Source organism: Ectobacillus soli, from assembly GCF_042610425.1.
Classification (GTDB): Bacteria; Bacillota; Bacilli; order Bacillales; family Bacillaceae_G; genus Ectobacillus.
This window is the reverse complement of sequence record NZ_JBGJZM010000001.1, coordinates 551,306-566,631: the sequence shown is the minus strand read 5'-3', so window position 1 is coordinate 566,631 and position 15,326 is coordinate 551,306. Positions and strand designations below refer to the sequence as shown.

At 35.2% G+C, this 15,326-nt stretch carries 17 protein-coding genes; 7 read left to right on the top strand and 10 right to left on the bottom strand.

Going from position 1 to position 15,326, the window contains the following annotated elements:
- Positions 1–63 precede the first annotated feature (63 nt).
- Together ACAN53_RS02980 and ACAN53_RS02975 are read left to right on the top strand one after the other, a co-directional pair.
- Complete coding sequence (locus tag ACAN53_RS02980; protein ID WP_379966802.1) at positions 64–930, top strand: metallophosphoesterase; 867 nt, start codon at positions 64–66, stop codon at positions 928–930.
- Positions 931–1,030: 100 nt separating this feature from the next.
- A complete protein-coding gene (locus ACAN53_RS02975) occupies positions 1,031–1,255 on the top strand; it encodes a hypothetical protein (RefSeq protein WP_379966799.1) in 225 nt (74 codons plus the stop codon).
- A gap of 75 nt (positions 1,256–1,330) precedes the next feature.
- On the opposite strand, the gene ACAN53_RS02970 is transcribed toward ACAN53_RS02975, so the two are convergent.
- The gene (locus tag ACAN53_RS02970) at positions 1,331–3,448 is read right to left on the bottom strand and encodes an RNA degradosome polyphosphate kinase (protein WP_379970237.1); all 2,118 of its coding nucleotides are present in this window, start codon (positions 3,446–3,448) and stop codon (positions 1,331–1,333) included.
- 97 nt (positions 3,449–3,545) lie between these two features.
- Entirely contained in the window at positions 3,546–5,084 is a 1,539-nt protein-coding gene (locus ACAN53_RS02965) for a Ppx/GppA phosphatase family protein (protein WP_379966796.1), read from the bottom strand.
- 262 nt (positions 5,085–5,346) lie between these two features.
- On the opposite strand from ACAN53_RS02965, the gene ACAN53_RS02960 reads away from it, so the two are divergent.
- Positions 5,347–5,799: a YkyB family protein gene (locus ACAN53_RS02960; protein WP_379966793.1), complete on the top strand. Its 453-nt coding sequence runs from the start codon at positions 5,347–5,349 to the stop codon at positions 5,797–5,799.
- A gap of 131 nt (positions 5,800–5,930) precedes the next feature.
- Here the strand turns inward: ACAN53_RS02960 and ACAN53_RS02955 are convergent, their stop codons facing one another.
- Positions 5,931–6,575, bottom strand: a complete 645-nt coding sequence (locus ACAN53_RS02955; protein ID WP_379966790.1) for a YkyA family protein — start codon at positions 6,573–6,575, stop codon at positions 5,931–5,933.
- Between the two features lie 324 nt (positions 6,576–6,899).
- Here ACAN53_RS02955 and ACAN53_RS02950 point away from each other — a divergent pair, with 324 nt between their 5' ends.
- Positions 6,900–7,127: a phage holin gene (locus tag ACAN53_RS02950; protein ID WP_379970236.1), complete on the top strand. Its 228-nt coding sequence runs from the start codon at positions 6,900–6,902 to the stop codon at positions 7,125–7,127.
- Between the two features lie 8 nt (positions 7,128–7,135).
- Here ACAN53_RS02950 and ACAN53_RS02945 read toward each other — a convergent pair whose 3' ends face one another.
- From ACAN53_RS02945 to ACAN53_RS02935, 3 genes are all read right to left on the bottom strand, one after another.
- Positions 7,136–7,585 carry a hypothetical protein gene (locus tag ACAN53_RS02945; protein ID WP_379966787.1) on the bottom strand — a complete coding sequence of 150 codons (450 nt, stop codon included), beginning with the start codon at positions 7,583–7,585 and terminating at the stop codon, positions 7,136–7,138.
- Positions 7,586–7,835: 250 nt separating this feature from the next.
- On the bottom strand, positions 7,836–8,234 hold the full coding sequence (gene comJ, locus ACAN53_RS02940) for a competence protein ComJ (protein ID WP_379966784.1): 399 nt from the start codon (positions 8,232–8,234) through the stop codon (positions 7,836–7,838).
- A 10-nt stretch (positions 8,235–8,244) separates the two neighbouring features.
- On the bottom strand, positions 8,245–8,646 hold the full coding sequence (locus tag ACAN53_RS02935) for a NucA/NucB deoxyribonuclease domain-containing protein (RefSeq protein ID WP_379966781.1): 402 nt from the start codon (positions 8,644–8,646) through the stop codon (positions 8,245–8,247).
- A 199-nt stretch (positions 8,647–8,845) separates the two neighbouring features.
- On the opposite strand from ACAN53_RS02935, the gene ACAN53_RS02930 reads away from it, so the two are divergent.
- Positions 8,846–9,622 (top strand): DUF3967 domain-containing protein, encoded by a 777-nt coding sequence (locus ACAN53_RS02930; RefSeq protein ID WP_379966778.1) that lies wholly within the window; start codon positions 8,846–8,848, stop codon positions 9,620–9,622.
- Positions 9,623–9,657: 35 nt separating this feature from the next.
- Here ACAN53_RS02930 and ACAN53_RS02925 read toward each other — a convergent pair whose 3' ends face one another.
- Positions 9,658–10,926 (bottom strand): ATP-binding protein, encoded by a 1,269-nt coding sequence (locus tag ACAN53_RS02925; RefSeq protein ID WP_379966775.1) that lies wholly within the window; start codon positions 10,924–10,926, stop codon positions 9,658–9,660.
- 212 nt (positions 10,927–11,138) lie between these two features.
- Here ACAN53_RS02925 and ACAN53_RS02920 point away from each other — a divergent pair, with 212 nt between their 5' ends.
- Positions 11,139–12,296 carry an aminotransferase A gene (locus ACAN53_RS02920; RefSeq protein WP_379966772.1) on the top strand — a complete coding sequence of 386 codons (1,158 nt, stop codon included), beginning with the start codon at positions 11,139–11,141 and terminating at the stop codon, positions 12,294–12,296.
- A gap of 178 nt (positions 12,297–12,474) precedes the next feature.
- Here ACAN53_RS02920 and ACAN53_RS02915 read toward each other — a convergent pair whose 3' ends face one another.
- The 3 genes from ACAN53_RS02915 to ACAN53_RS02905 form a co-directional block, all read right to left on the bottom strand.
- Positions 12,475–12,948, bottom strand: a complete 474-nt coding sequence (locus ACAN53_RS02915) for an SDR family NAD(P)-dependent oxidoreductase (protein ID WP_379966769.1) — start codon at positions 12,946–12,948, stop codon at positions 12,475–12,477.
- A gap of 549 nt (positions 12,949–13,497) precedes the next feature.
- Positions 13,498–14,088: an NUDIX hydrolase gene (locus ACAN53_RS02910; protein WP_379966766.1), complete on the bottom strand. Its 591-nt coding sequence runs from the start codon at positions 14,086–14,088 to the stop codon at positions 13,498–13,500.
- A gap of 116 nt (positions 14,089–14,204) precedes the next feature.
- Positions 14,205–14,660, bottom strand: coding sequence for an RDD family protein (locus ACAN53_RS02905; protein ID WP_379966763.1), 456 nt, complete (start codon positions 14,658–14,660; stop codon positions 14,205–14,207).
- Positions 14,661–14,894: 234 nt separating this feature from the next.
- On the opposite strand from ACAN53_RS02905, the gene ACAN53_RS02900 reads away from it, so the two are divergent.
- The gene (locus ACAN53_RS02900) at positions 14,895–15,311 is read left to right on the top strand and encodes a DUF3997 domain-containing protein (protein ID WP_379966760.1); all 417 of its coding nucleotides are present in this window, start codon (positions 14,895–14,897) and stop codon (positions 15,309–15,311) included.
- Positions 15,312–15,326: the final 15 nt, after the last annotated feature.

Below are 15,326 nucleotides of genomic sequence, written 5' to 3'. Positions count from 1 at the left end.
ACTCTATCATAATTACTTACAAATAAGATATACTAGTAAAAATTCTAACTATAGGTGAAATCAATGAAAATGATGGATCGAAGAACATTTTGTAAAAAAGGTATCTCCTGGTTATGTTACAGTATACTAACGACGAGCGTTGGCTATATATATGCAAGATATATAGAGCCTACCATGCTAAAGGTTTCCTATCATACCCTTTCATCTCCATTACTCGGGTCTGGTCTAGAAAATATCAAAATTGTTCAGTTTAGTGACTGTCATCTTGGCTACCATTATTCCTTGTCCCAACTAGATGCCGTTGTAAAAAAAGTAAACGAACAACACCCCGATATTATCATTTTTACAGGAGATTTAATTGACGATCAACAGAGTTATAACGAAACCGAACAAATTGCCCCTATTCTACGGCGGATGCAATCATCATTAGGTAAATTTGCGATTTATGGAAATCACGATCACGGGGGATATGGCACAGATATATATGCACAAATCATACAGGAGGCCGGGTTTCAACTACTACAAAACGAAGAAAAACGAATTCGACTGATAAACGGAAGTGAAATTGCTCTTATCGGTATTGATGATATAATGCTAGGTCATCCCAAAATTGAACAAACACTACGTAAAGCAAAAGGGCAGGTATATACGATACTTCTTGTACATGAACCTGATGTTGCACCTACCATCGCTAACTATCCCATACATTTGCAGTTATCAGGTCATAGTCATGGGGGACAAGTCCAATTACCTTATTTTGGGCCGATTATCACTCCCCCTCTTGCCCAAAAATATGTAGAAGGTTTTTATCACCTAGCAGGAAAGTATCCTCTTACCATTTATGTAAATCGAGGACTTGGCACAACGCGCGTCCCCTTCCGCTTTTTAGCAAAGCCTGAACTTACTGTATTTAATCTTTATCCACTTTGATAGCGTAAATGCCCAATTTTCATAATTTTACTAGAGTACTTGCTCTTATAAGGACAATTTCCCATATACTACACCGAATCCAATAAGGGAGGTTTATTTCATGCATCCTCAAATGTATCCAATACCATTTCGTTCTGACCCCGTTCTCCAAGAAGATACCCGATTTCTTCCATTCTTCGGAGTTCCTTTCTTAGCAGGTATTGCAGGAGGTTTACTGGGCGGGGCACTAGCATTTGGACCAAGACCTTACCCATATTACCCACAGCCCTATCCGTACCCAACACCATACCCATATCCAGCACCATATTCACCTTATATGTATTAATACTGCTACAAAAAAAGAGCTGACCTTAGACAGGAGGTATCCTGCCATTTAGGTCAACTCTTGTTTTTAATAGACTTACTCATCTACACTTTCATTCCCAGCATAGGCTAAGTTAAATAGCTCAATCTGACAATTAATTTCTGGATCTCCTTCCTTCCTAGTAACATAATGATATTCACCGTTTGCATTTTGTTCACGATTTTTCACATTATCAGATAAGATTAATTGTAAAACATGGATGATACGTTTTTTAATTTGATCATCGAGGATTGGAAAGGCGATTTCCACACGTCTTTCCATATTACGAGTCATCCAGTCTGCAGAAGATAGATACAGCATTTCATCTCCATTATGATAGAAATAATAAATTCTACTATGCTCTAAGTACCGTCCAACAATACTAAACACACGAATATTTTCGCTTACATTTGGAATGCCTGGTCGTAAGCAACAAATGCCGCGAATCGTTAAATCTATTTTTACACCAACTTGTGATGCTTCGTACAATTTTTGTATAAGTGGCTTATCTGTTAACGAATTCATTTTTGCAATAATATGTCCATTTCCATATTGCTTATGATAGCGAATTTCCTCATCGATTCGTTCCAAAAATGTATGACGAATATCTAATGGAGCTACAGACAATTCAGTAAATTGTGGCTTCATCGTATATCCACTTAAATAATTAAAAAAGTTTGTTGCATCAATGCCAAAGTCTTTACGTGTAGTTATAAGTCCAAAATCGGTATAAAGCTTTGCAGTTGAGTCATTATAATTACCTGTAGCTAAATGAACAAACCGTTGAATTTTACCATTTTTCCGGCGTACAACAAGAGTTATTTTACTATGCGTTTTTAAATGGCTTACACCGTATATTACGTGACATCCAGCTTGCTCCAATTCCTTAGCCCAATGTACATTATTTGCTTCATCAAATCTCGCTTTTAATTCAACAAGAACTGTTACTTGCTTTCCTTTTTCCGCAGCAGTCTTCAGCGCTTGGATAACCTGCGAATCTCCACTTACACGGTACAACGTTTGTTTAATTGCCAAAACATCAGGATCATCGGCAGCACTCTGTACAAAATCAATAACCGGTTGAAACGATTCATAGGGATGATGCAATAAAACATCTGATTCAAGTGCTTTTTCAAAAATATCATTATCATCAGATTGTAAATCCTGTGGTGGTTGCGGAATGAGAGCCGGATATGTTAAATGCTCATGTGTTTGCTCTACATTTTTGTAAAAAGAGAACATACAAGTTAAATCAAGAGGACCATCAATAAAATATATATCCTTCTCGTGCACCTCTAACACTTCATGTAAAAGAGATAGAACATGATCATCTAAGCCTGATTTTCCAACTTCTAATCGAACAGCTGAACCCCATTTTCTCTTCTTTAATTCTTTTTCAATCACTTTAAGAAGATCTCGTGCACCTTCTTCATGAATGGTAAGATCGGCATTCCGTGTAATACGTAAACTTGTAACGGATAGAACACTATATCCGGTGAATAATTTATGTGTGAAATTTCGAATTACATCTTCTAAGAAAATAAATCTTCTCCCTTCCTCAGTAGGAAGGAAAATAAATCGTCCCATTACAGAAGGAACTTGGACAATACCTAGTTTTTTTCTATTCTCTTCGTCTTCTTGGTTTTCATCATACAGCATTACGGCCAAGTTCAAGCTTTTGTTTAAAAGCATAGGAAATGGGCGATACGCATCAATGGCTACCGGTGTTAAAACAGGAAATATCTGTTCATCAAAATATTCTTCAATAAACACCAACTGCTCTGGCGTTAAATCTTCGAAGGTAATGGGAATAATATTTTCTTCCTTTAATTGTGGAAGTAAAATATTATGATATGTATCATATTGTCGTTGAACGAGAATATGTGTCTTTTTAGCAATTTGACTAAGCTGTTGCTTAGGCGTGAGTCCCGCCTTATTTTCTGGCTTATTAAAACCTACTTTAACTTGATCCTTCAATCCTGCTACACGCACCATGAAAAATTCGTCTAAATTCGAGCTGAAAATACTAGTGAATTTTAAACGTTCCAATAAAGGATTGCGTTCATCAAGTGCTTCTTGCAACACGCGTTCATTGAACGCAAGCCAACTTAATTCTCGGTTATTATAGTACGCTGTATTATTTAGATCAATCATGCTTGTTTTCGTAGTATCCATGAACGCTGCAGTTCCTTCTATACTTTGTTGAAATTCCGGTGTACCTTTTTCTTTGCAAAACAAATGATACCTCTTTGTGAAAATTTTGTAAACTGAATTATAAATATGATGCGGCAACTTGGAAATGTAATTCAACATTTCGTTTCAACGCCTTCTCTACTTGTTTTTTTTGCTTTTCAGCTTGAACTTGTTCTGCTAAAGCATTTCGATTACATAGAATATAAATATGAATGTCTTCCTGAATCATTTCAATATGAATTTGATCTACTACATTTCTCTTAGTAACATTTAAAGAAGCCGCTAATTGCAATAATGAACCTAATATACGAATCTTTCTCTGTTCTTCTTTGGAGAACCATGAATCAAACGACTCCATATATTGTTTATAGGAAAGTTTATTTTTAAAAGATGCTAATAAAGCAAGCTTCACCTTATCTTTATGCATCATTCCATCAATCGTTTTGTTTGCTAGCAAATAGAATGTATGCTGACTGCTAGCCTCCTCATCAATATAAACCCCAATATTGTAAACTTTAGCTGCCATTCTGACAGAAAGCAATTCATCACTTGTAAAACTTACTACGTTACATTTTTCTAACCCATCGCAAAGTGTCGTAACTGTTTTAATTTGATACATCACATTATTTAAATCAATTGCATATTTTTCCGCTAGCATGTGAAAACTCTCTTCAATTACATTCGGGTAATAGGAAAGACCATATCGCTTAGCATTTACTTCATAGAATATGCCTTCTCTAAGCCCTCTTCTACTAATGATGAACGAGGATGATTTGGTAACGGTCAAAAGCGATTGAAATACCTCTACAGCAGGAAGAATAGTATCGGCACGATCCTTTGCCAAACCATCAAGTTTTTGCATTTCAGGAAAGCTTAAATCACTCATAAATTGATGGACAACTTCAATATCATTTGGTTTCATTTCATATAAATGCACTCCTGAAATAGGATATGAAATAATATTTTGATGAACACGAGCCATATTACGTGCACTACCCCCTATAGCAATAATAGGTACTTGTTTTTCAAGCAACCATGGCAATTGTTCCATTTTCCCAAGTATAAACGAAGACATTTTCTCTTGTTCATCCCATGTAGGTATGTCACCAGATACAAATTGCTGCTTTAAAGATAATGCCCCAAAAGGAAAGCTAAAATATTCAATTAGTTGGCGATTACGAAAATAAGTAATTTCCGTGCTTCCACCACCAATATCTATTGTAATACCCTCTTCAAAAGAGGTAGAATTCATTACCGCTAAATAGCCATAATACGCTTCTTCATATTCAGAAAGGATCCGAAGTATAATTCCTGTTCGTTCTTTTACAAGATGCGTTATCTCTTCTTTGTTGGTTGCCTGACGTATTGTAGCTGTGCCCACGCAAATTACGTGCTGTAACTTATGGTACGTAATACTTTCTTGAAATTGTTCAAGAGTATGAAGTAAAACGGAAATGCCTTCCTCGGTAAGTCTACCTTCAACCAAGTAGTTACGCAGTCTGGCTGAAACCTTTGTATTTTCAATTTCACGATAAAAGCCACTATTTTGTTGTTCATATAAAACAAGACGTATCGTGTTGGAACCTATGTCAATAATGCCATATTGCTCGTATATCATTGCTTCACCTTATTTCTTAGGAATACATTTGCTGAAACTTCCAAATGATTAAAGGAAAAAAGAATTTCTACATTCATTGTACAAAACGATTGTAACGGTTTCCACTATTAGTTTGCTTGTATCTATTAGTTTTTGAATAATTATGTCTTTTCTTACTAATTTCTATACAAAGAGACGAAAAACAAATCCGTGTTTTCTATCACTTCTTGCAAACAAAGGACCTCACATGATAAGGTAGAAAGGAAAGGAGGACAGGGTATATATGATGTCACATTCTTCTCACTCACAGCCCGCTCCATCAGCCGAGCAGCTCCCACAAGCGATATTCACTGTAAATCGCCATGCAAAATCAGCAACAGATCCAAAATATTTATACTGGCTGAAGAAAAGAGCAATAGAAAAATTAATTCAAGAGGGAAAGGCTAAAAAAGAAGGACTGCATTTCTCAAAAAATCCTAAATTTAGCAAACAACAATCAGATGTACTAGTACAAGCTGGCGATTATTATTTTCACATTCCGCCTTCCAAAGATGACTTCCAAAAGCTTCCCCATCTTGGCGAACTCAATCAAGCGTATCGAAATCCTAAAACACATATGTCGCTTTCTTTAGCAAAAAAACTACTTCAACAATATATTGGCACAGAAGCGTTTGAACAAGAAAAGAAAATCTTACAACCCAAACCTTGGTACCAGCGTTCCTATACAAGAAAATAATACATGCTACAATATTAGTAGGATTCATATTAAAAGAGGAGACCAATACATATCCAATTTGGTCCCCTCTTTTATTCATCATTTCATGAAATTACGCTCTGAAATGGTATGCCTATCCTCATGATAACATTTTATTTTACCTTTATATTTGCAGCTTGATAAAAGTCTACCTTTTCTTTATTATAATCTTTTGTAGCATTATTAAACTGATCAATCTTATCTTCCGCATCTTTATATAAACCGTTTGTCTCTTTTACTTTATCATTAATAGATTTCAACTTTTCATCCTTCGTTTGAAGCATATTGTATAACTCTTTTTCTGACTGTATTGCCTTTTTATAAGAATCATACATTTGCATGAAAGAGTCATAGCGATCTTTATATAACTTTTCAATTTGTTTCGCTTGATCTTTTAGTTTCCCATTTTCAATCTTGTTCGTTTTAGAATCAGCATCCTTCATTTCTTTTTGAGCATTGTTCAACATATCTTTTTCGGTATCTAATGTTTTTTGTCGTTGATCCAAAATTTGTAAAGCCTCACTAATCATCGGCTGCACAGATGCATTGGAATCTTTTCCTTGCTGTAATATTTTCGAATATAGCTCTTTATCCTTCTGACCAAGAGAATCAAATGTAGCTGTTTGTTGAAACATTGCCTTTTCTTGAATTGCTGCCTTTTCAAAAATAGTATACAGTTCTTGTTCTGACTTCAAACCTACGCAACCTGATAAAACAAGCATGGTTACTGCAATCCCCATAATTTTATATTTAAACACTTTCAGTCACCAATCCTTACTATCAATTGTCATACCATGAACTTTTCATTACATAATAAATTCCATGTTATCGGTCAAATTCACATTTTTTCAACTAATAACATCTATAATTTTTCACTTCCTTACAATAACAATCCTATCACCAAAAACTTCCTATGGTGGGTGGTCATACTACCTAATTTATACGAAATAAAATAACAGTATTCATTTTATCCCTCTACTATTAAATATGCTAGTGGATATTTATTTTTTATAAAAACTTGTTCCATTTTTAATCGTACCTCATATGTATATAATGAAAAATAAAAATGTTAGGGGGCATCCATCATACAAAACTCATCTGACATAGCTCGGTATATAACAGGATTATTGCTTTCACTAAAACTGCTTCTACAATCATTTGGTATTTCTATTTTTACAAATGCACAAGTTGATGCCATTGCCAACGTTGTATCTTTTCTATATATTCTCTACTTTGGCTATAAAAACAATTATATTGGGAAGAAAGGAATCGAACAAAAAAAATTATTAAAAAAGCACAATCTTCATTAAGGAACCTTCTACAGGTTCCTTTTCTCCATACTTGCACCAATAGCCTCATATGTTCCATAGCTTACATTTTGCCTTTGATACGTGTAACTTGCACTGAAAGGGATGCTTGCATTGCTGCTCTCATTACCTACTTTTACTTGAAATGTTAGTGCAGCAAGTTCTCCTGATTTCAAAGTTACAATTCTCCAACGCATAATTCGAAACAGCAAATCGGCTGTTCCCAATTCGGTTTTAAGAGAATTAGGTACATACATTACTGCGTCCCGTAACATATGACTAATGAATAAATGGGTTATTTCTTCCTCGCTGTTATTCGTAACATCTATTACTATATCGACGACATCTCCAACTGCATAGGTTAAATGAGATGTAAACAATTGATCTATCGCTCGATTTCTTATTCGTATTACAACCTCTATTGACGGTGAATTGCTTTTCATGCTAGTTTGTATAATCAAGCTGAGAGCACCTCCACAATTTCAAGTTATCTTGTTTTTAAGTTGAAATGCTTAAAAAGACATGGACGTTTATAATACTTAATAAGATGGAATATAATGGCACTAATCTAGAACAAATGGGAATAACAGTATATTAATAAGTATACAGGGATGATTCCTACATTTCTATCTTTTCATCAATACTTAATAGTTAATTTAGCTTCAATTAACAATTGAGAATGCATGATACGTGTAAACTGTTTATACGATTCTACACCATATATGATGCAGTAAAGTAAAGTTCGTAACATATCCTATATAGCTCATCATCAGTTGGTTTTTGCATTGGCAAAGCTTGCACGGATAATGTGTATAAACCATTTGGTACTGGAAACGAAAATTTTTCTGATAAGACACTATAAACAGCAACACTATTTTCCATTATTCGGAACGGGACTGTCACAGTACGAAGTGCTTCTTTCTTTGGCACAAATTTGCCTATTATAACCGAAATTTCACAAGAGTAATTACTTTGTGCCTCAAAAACGATTCCACCTTGAAACGTAACGTATCCGTTTTGTAAATCTGCGTCAGTCCAAATAATATCTCGCACTTGTATATTTTCATTTGTAACAAATAGCTGATTATACGAAATAGTTAATCCCTTCATAGCATCCTCCTTATTTGACAGTAAATGCAACTCGTGTGCCGTTCGGATAATTATCTAGTTGATTTCCAATCCAGGATCCAGCACCTCGATTGTCGCTCGGCTTAATGTAACGGATATCCGCCCCTGTTCCTCCTTCTTTACACATAGCCATTGGCCACTCGTCCCGGTCAAAATTTTTCTTTGTTGGTGTATTAGCTAGAGATTGTTTTCTTCGCTCATCCACCCCATTTCTATCTATCGTACATATTGCTGAATGCCCATTTGCAATAGCCTCCTTAATATGATTTCCTGTTTCAGGATATCGATCAGAAGGAAACTGAAGCGTAACATCACTTACTTTCGTACTAGTTTTCGTTGCACATCCTTGTAGCACTAGTATAATTGCTACAAAAATAATGACCCATTTTTTCATCCAATAATCCCCCTGTTACGAGTTTATTTCACTGTATTATACCATTTAAAATTCTAACAATATCATAGTTCGTCAATCTATAGCGTTTCAAAGCGAGTCTTGTAGAAAGCTTAAGACATTCCGACATATTCTTTCAAAGGTAGAATGGAAAAAAAGTGGAATTTGTTTTATATGATTACTTTAGAGGGGAGATCAAAACATGATGGAAACCTATAAAACAAAGGATGTAGCCAGTAAGACAGGCATACCTGGCAACCTAATACGCAAATATAGTCAAACTTTAGAACTAAGCGGCTACGATATCGGGAAAGCCTCCGGTGCTCGTTGCTTTAAGTTAGATGATATTCGACTATTGAAAGGAATTCATGAGAGAGTTGCCATGCATCACGTTGATATAAACGATGCAGTAGTTCAAACCCTTAAAGATTTACAAAATGAGGCTCTTATTCATAAATCAAGAGGTTCCGTTCAGGAAAAGGAACAGACAGCGAGAGATGTGACGACTACCATTCAGGAACAAAATAAAAAGTTTGAAGAATTTATGCATAAGCTTGATACTCTTGCCCAACTGAACGAAGCAATTATCCATCAAAACTCTACTCTCATTACCCAAAATAGACAAAAGGATGAAAAGCTAGATGATCTCATGCAACAAGTATATGTGAGCGAAACACAACAGGAGGAGATTTTACTAGACCTAGTCGGCCATGTGCAAAAAAGTGAAGCAAAACAAGAAAATAAGCTAAACCATTTAATGAGTCATATGTATAAGAAAGACGCAAAGCAAGAGGAAAAAATGAATAAAGTCATAAATCAAGTATACAAAAAAGATGCAAGTCGCGATGAACAGCTTATGCTTCTCATACGAGAGATGCAGGAAACGAAGCGAATGATCGCTGCTTCCCAAGAAAACAATGTAGTAAAATCATTACGTACGTTGTTTTCTCGCTTAAAACCCGAACGAACTCAATCATAGCAGTGCATAAAAGTTACCGATTCAACGGTAACTTTTTATATTTTCCCCTTCCAAACCGGCAGTCGAATCATAGCTTCTGTCCCATTTCCTAGCTCACTCTTGTATGTAATATCTCCATTATGTGCTTGTATGATGCTAAATGTTACCATTAGCCCTAATCCAGTTCCTTTTTCCTTGAGTGAATAATAGGGCTGTCCTAGACGAGCAAGCTGTTCCTTCGTCATACCTACTCCGCTATCCTTCACAACAATCACAATCTCGTTGTCTTCCATGTATGCATGTATTTTTAAATATCCTTGTTTTTGCTGAATAGCTTCTATTCCATTTTTCACAATATTCATGATTGCTTGTTTTAATTTTGCTTTATCACCAATGGTATACAAATTTTCTTCAATCTTTACCTGTAAGAATACACCTTTCATTGCAGCAAATGATGACATGAGCGAAGTCATTTCATTCAGCTGTGAGGATAATAATATTGGTATTTTCTCTTCAATCTGTGGTCTAGCTAAATTTAAATAATCAGATATGATTCCCTCAGCTCGATCCAATTCTGTAAGAACCAGCTGCATATATTCTTTATTCTTATTCGTCTCCGACCCTTCTAACAGCTGAAGAAAGCCACGAACGACAGTCAATGGATTTCTCACTTCATGTGCAACTGAAGCCGCTAATTCACTAATAATATTCAGTTTTTCTGATTTTAACATTTCATTTCGTACCATCGCATTATCATTTAAATATTCTGTTACATACACATGGAATGTCATCGTAACAGCCATTATTATTCCTGCTACAGAGAACAATGCATATAACCGAGGGATTCCTATGTGGATACTGACAGACTGAATATTAACGATTAGGTGAATCAATGCATAAAAAGAAGCAAGGAGAAATGATATTACTATTTTTTTGTTTTTGCTGTACTTTTTCCATTGCTTAGAAAGAACAAAAGGAATGGAAGAAAGGAAAATCGTTTCGAGCAAATCGGTTACAAAGCCACTGGGGCCACTTAAAATCACATTATATAAAACTGAAATAATTGCAGGTAAGATGCCTAATGAACCGTAATACAAAAAGACAGCTATGATGGGAATATCGTGAAACGAATATGCAATTCCGTCTCCCAGATTGACCGGATACGACATACTTAACATTACAATAATAGAAAAAAGGGCAGATGTAACATATCGACTAGGATTGGGAGTTGATACATAGTATCGATTCAAACGAATCATTTCATATAAAAATAACGGTAAAATGATACATGCTATTTGTATCAATAGATCACGAACCTGTTCCAAATGATTCCACTCCCTATACCACATTTTAATCATTATATCATTTCTATAAGTAATTTTTGTCAAAATATTTACATTTCTGATTATTTTAAACATGAATGATAGATTCTAGCGGCATTCTATTCTATAGACTGCGAAACATCATGATTATAAAACAACGGTAGGAGATAGTATGTTAAAATAAATTAACATGTTTATTTGAAAGGAAGATTCATATGGAACATTTGTTAAACCCACTCGTTAAGGATATTCAAATTTCCGGCATACGCCAATTTTTTAATATGATTCAAGAATACGACGATCTTGTTTCCTTAACAATTGGTCAACCTGATTTTCCCACACCATCTCAGGTTAAAGAAGCTGGCATACGCGCTATTTCAGAAAATATTACCGGTTATACTCCTAATGCTGGTTTGCTAGAGACGCGACGGGCAGCAAGTAAATTTGTCAACGATCGTTACAATCAAGAATATGATCCAAATGATGAAGTAATTGTCACAATCGGGGCAAGCGAAGCAATAGATATCGCTTTTCGGACCATACTGGAACCTGGCGCAGAAGTAATACTACCCGCTCCAATTTATCCTGGTTATGAACCCATTATACGGTTATGCGGAGCTACGCCCGTGTTGGTAGATGTACGAGAAACAAATTTCAAACTTACCAAGGATGCTTTAGAAGCGGCCATAACCGACCGGACTCGCTGCGTAGTGCTTCCCTACCCATCTAATCCAACCGGTGTTACATTAAGCCATAACGAATTAGAGGATCTTGCAACTGTACTAAAGGATAAAGACATCTTTGTTCTCTCAGACGAAATTTATAGCGAACTTGTCTATGATGAAAAGCACGAATCAATTGTTCAATTTCCAAACATGCGAAATAAAACCATTGTCATAAACGGATTATCTAAATCTCATGCAATGACGGGATGGAGAATTGGATTCTTATTTGCCCCCCGTTATTTGACAAAACAAATAATTAAAGTTCATCAATATAATGTAACATGTGCATCGTCCATCTCTCAGTACGCTGCTATAGAAGCACTTAGCAAAGCAAAGGATGCACCGTTCATGATGCGTAAACAATATAAAGAAAGACGCGATTATGTATATAACCGTCTGATAAACATGGGATTACAAGTCGTGCTCCCACACGGTGCATTTTACTTATTCCCATACATAGGAAATTTAGGAAAGAGTTCGTTTGATTTTGCTTTACAGCTCGTAAAAGAAGCTAAAATTGCCCTCGTTCCCGGTAGTGCATTTTCCCAATATGGGGAAGGTTACTTACGTTTATCCTACGCATACAGCATGGAGGAATTAAAAGAAGCCTGTGATCGTCTTGAACAATTTTTAATAAAAGAAGGATAAATGGAGAATTGCTCTCTCCATTTATCCTTCTTTTGGTAACGCTTACTTTCTCGTATATAAAAATAGAAGCTAATAGGTTGCAAAGAAGGCTCCAACAGTGGAAATAACACATATTTCCACTGTTAGATTTTAGATTAACATGCTATCCGGGAGTTACATATTTTTTATTCGCTGCAAGTTACAAGATTGAATTCGTTACAGACCATGCTCCCGAAAATCCTAGCATTCCAAATGACGGAATATCCATGGATGCTATGCTTGATTGTGTCATAACGGAAGTACTTACGGACTTTACCTCTTTACAAATAGCTCGTATTGTATTTGCTATAGAGTTTACCCATTGTTCTTCATATTGATTGCCACATTGAATTTGGTATAATCCTGCATTGTTAAATAGCAGATCAATATGACTGTATTCATGAAGCACTTCCTTTACGACTCGATTCCATTCATCTTGATCATTCACATCATGAACAACAAAGATAGCTTCTCCATGAAAGTTTAAAATGTCATCAACAGTAGCTTGACCATTATTTTCGTCTATATCAGTCACCGCTACTTTTGCACCTTCTCTGGCTAGTAGTAAGGCTGTTTTCCGGCCGATACCGACGCCTCCACCAGTCACTACTACAACTTTACCCGCTAGCTTCATCTTCCACTGCCCCTTTTTGTAGTCTTCCCGTTGAACAGTATACTCCTTCTCTTATTATATCAGCAAGAGTGAAGGAATCGTTTCCTCATACGGACCATCCTCGTGAAAAAAGGTAACTGAACCTGAAAATGACTGAAAACCTTATGATTATACTGGTGACACGATTAACGCTATAAACAGTATCCGTTTGTACTCTATATTTGTTCACAATAAAGTCGAAAAAAAGCAAACTTCCCATGCTACACCATTAGTAAATATATTATAAATACCTATTAAAATCTGATTACATTAAAAAGAAGGCACGCCTACCGATGCGTGCCTTTCCATGGAGGGTACTCATATAGGAGATGCCAGTCCTATATAATATCTATTATAACAAGAATATGAACAAATTTTTATAAAAAATTAAAAAAATTTTCAGAAAACTACAAAAAACTATTAATTTATATACATTCTTTCTTGTTTTTATGTAAAACATCCGCTGTTGACTACTTAAAATTCCTTTCATATACACCTTATTATACAATTTTTACATAAAACCCAAGACAATCATCGCTTTAATTGCTTTATTTCATGCAAAAGATATTCATAGTATGCCAAGCCATGAGGACAAAAATCATCAAATGTAACATAGGTAGACTCCTTAGAAAATTGAGATTGTACAAAGATACGCTTTCCATCCATTACATCTTGTAGATTTTCCACACCCATCTTAATTATATCTTCCACCTCATCACCTAACACAAAAGGGGGCACATCCTCTACGATATAAAAATAGACGTGACTAAATTCGCAATCGATAAAATCTCCCTTTTCATACTTACCTTTCACATATCCACAATAATGAAGTGATTCAGACGATACAGTAATTCCAAGTTCTTCATAAATTTCACGTATACCACCAACTAAAACAAGTTCACCATCCTGTATATGCCCAGCTGCTGTAATATCGAACAATCCTGGAAAATCCTTTTTATCCTTTGAACGCTTTTGAAAATAGACAAATGAAGATGATTCGTGTTTCTCTATAATCCAACAATGAAACGTTTCATGCCAGTCTCCATCTCTATGTACATCATCACGTAGTTTGCGTCCAATCACTGTCTTATCATCATCAAATATCGTTAACCATTCTTTCAAACCTTATCTCCCCCTTTTGTGAGCATACTTTCAATTCTATGTAAAAAGAAGTTTCTGTAAAAAGGTAACTGACCTTTACAGAAACTCCTTCTAAATTTTACGATAAGAAAAAGGTTTTACAATGGGCTTTTTACCTTTGTTCTAGCTACAAGATCATGATAACCACGATTATCTTTACGGAAGAGCATCATGTATATGGTAACTATAGCTGGTATGCCTAGTAGAAATAAAGTGGGAACTATTAGAATAAGAAAACGTACAAATAGTGTAATAAAATCAAGAGATTCTCCATTTGTTTTGATGATACGTACTCTTGTTATTTTTTTCCCTACCGTCAAACCATTCCAAAACAATGGTACGAACACATAATAGATAAACATAAGGACAAATATAAGAGTTAAATCAAAGCGATAATCACCAAAGCTCACATCAAAGCGGTCGAAAATAGCCTTATAATTTCCTGTCGATATCGCCACTATTACTCCGTATACTACAGAGATAATAAACATATCCAATAATGTTGCTCCTACCCGGTTCATAACGATGGTTGGGTTATGCATTTTTAATTTCATTAGGCATTCTACCTTTCTTTCCTATTTACGATGTTCATCGTACCATGTACATTTAAACTTGTAAATGAAATGCTCATACCCCTTTTACATATCATTTTCTACCTATAATTTATATATTTCCACCTTGAAATTAGTACTTTTAGAAAACTGAATAATGAGTTAAATCAGAAAAAAATGGGTATTCTAACTCTAACTAGCGAACATATATTAGGTTCAAACATCCGGAGGGTTACCATGAGATACTTCGTTCTATTTTATGCTATAACTTGTTTATTTCTTATAGGATGTACAAGGCAACAATCCCACACTATTTTCGAAATTGGAAAAGATTATGTTTTGCTTCATTCTTCAGGCGAAACGAAAATTGTTTCAAAAGATGAAAATACCCATGCTTCTCAATCCATTCCATCGGATGTCACCCACTTAGCATGGAATGAAAATTATATTATTGCCACACAGATTCCAAAGCCGGTAGTACTGAATCATCCTGATGCTAGCATTTCTAATGACAATCGAATACACGTTTGGATAATAGATATGATTCATAATAAACGAATAGGTCCCTTTACAAAGGAAGAATTCGAAATAAAAAAGAAAGAATTTCATATTCCCTCCATGCCATTACTAGAGATAGAAAGGTATTTTAAGTAAAGATAAGAAGTACAT

Excerpts from the sequence above, each read along its gene's own strand:
- ACAN53_RS02980 (WP_379966802.1), top strand. The coding sequence starts at position 64 with ATGAAAATGATGGATCGAAGAACATTTTGTAAAAAAGGTATCTCCTGG.
- ACAN53_RS02975 (WP_379966799.1), top strand. The coding sequence starts at position 1,031 with ATGCATCCTCAAATGTATCCAATACCATTTCGTTCTGACCCCGTTCTC.
- ACAN53_RS02970 (WP_379970237.1), bottom strand. The coding sequence starts at position 3,448 with ATGGATACTACGAAAACAAGCATGATTGATCTAAATAATACAGCGTAC.
- ACAN53_RS02965 (WP_379966796.1), bottom strand. The coding sequence starts at position 5,084 with ATGATATACGAGCAATATGGCATTATTGACATAGGTTCCAACACGATA.
- ACAN53_RS02960 (WP_379966793.1), top strand. The coding sequence starts at position 5,347 with ATGATGTCACATTCTTCTCACTCACAGCCCGCTCCATCAGCCGAGCAG.
- comJ (WP_379966784.1), bottom strand. The coding sequence starts at position 8,234 with ATGAAGGGATTAACTATTTCGTATAATCAGCTATTTGTTACAAATGAA.
- ACAN53_RS02935 (WP_379966781.1), bottom strand. The coding sequence starts at position 8,646 with ATGAAAAAATGGGTCATTATTTTTGTAGCAATTATACTAGTGCTACAA.
- ACAN53_RS02930 (WP_379966778.1), top strand. The coding sequence starts at position 8,846 with ATGATGGAAACCTATAAAACAAAGGATGTAGCCAGTAAGACAGGCATA.
- ACAN53_RS02920 (WP_379966772.1), top strand. The coding sequence starts at position 11,139 with ATGGAACATTTGTTAAACCCACTCGTTAAGGATATTCAAATTTCCGGC.
- ACAN53_RS02915 (WP_379966769.1), bottom strand. The coding sequence starts at position 12,948 with ATGAAGCTAGCGGGTAAAGTTGTAGTAGTGACTGGTGGAGGCGTCGGT.
- ACAN53_RS02905 (WP_379966763.1), bottom strand. The coding sequence starts at position 14,660 with ATGAAATTAAAAATGCATAACCCAACCATCGTTATGAACCGGGTAGGA.
- ACAN53_RS02900 (WP_379966760.1), top strand. The coding sequence starts at position 14,895 with ATGAGATACTTCGTTCTATTTTATGCTATAACTTGTTTATTTCTTATA.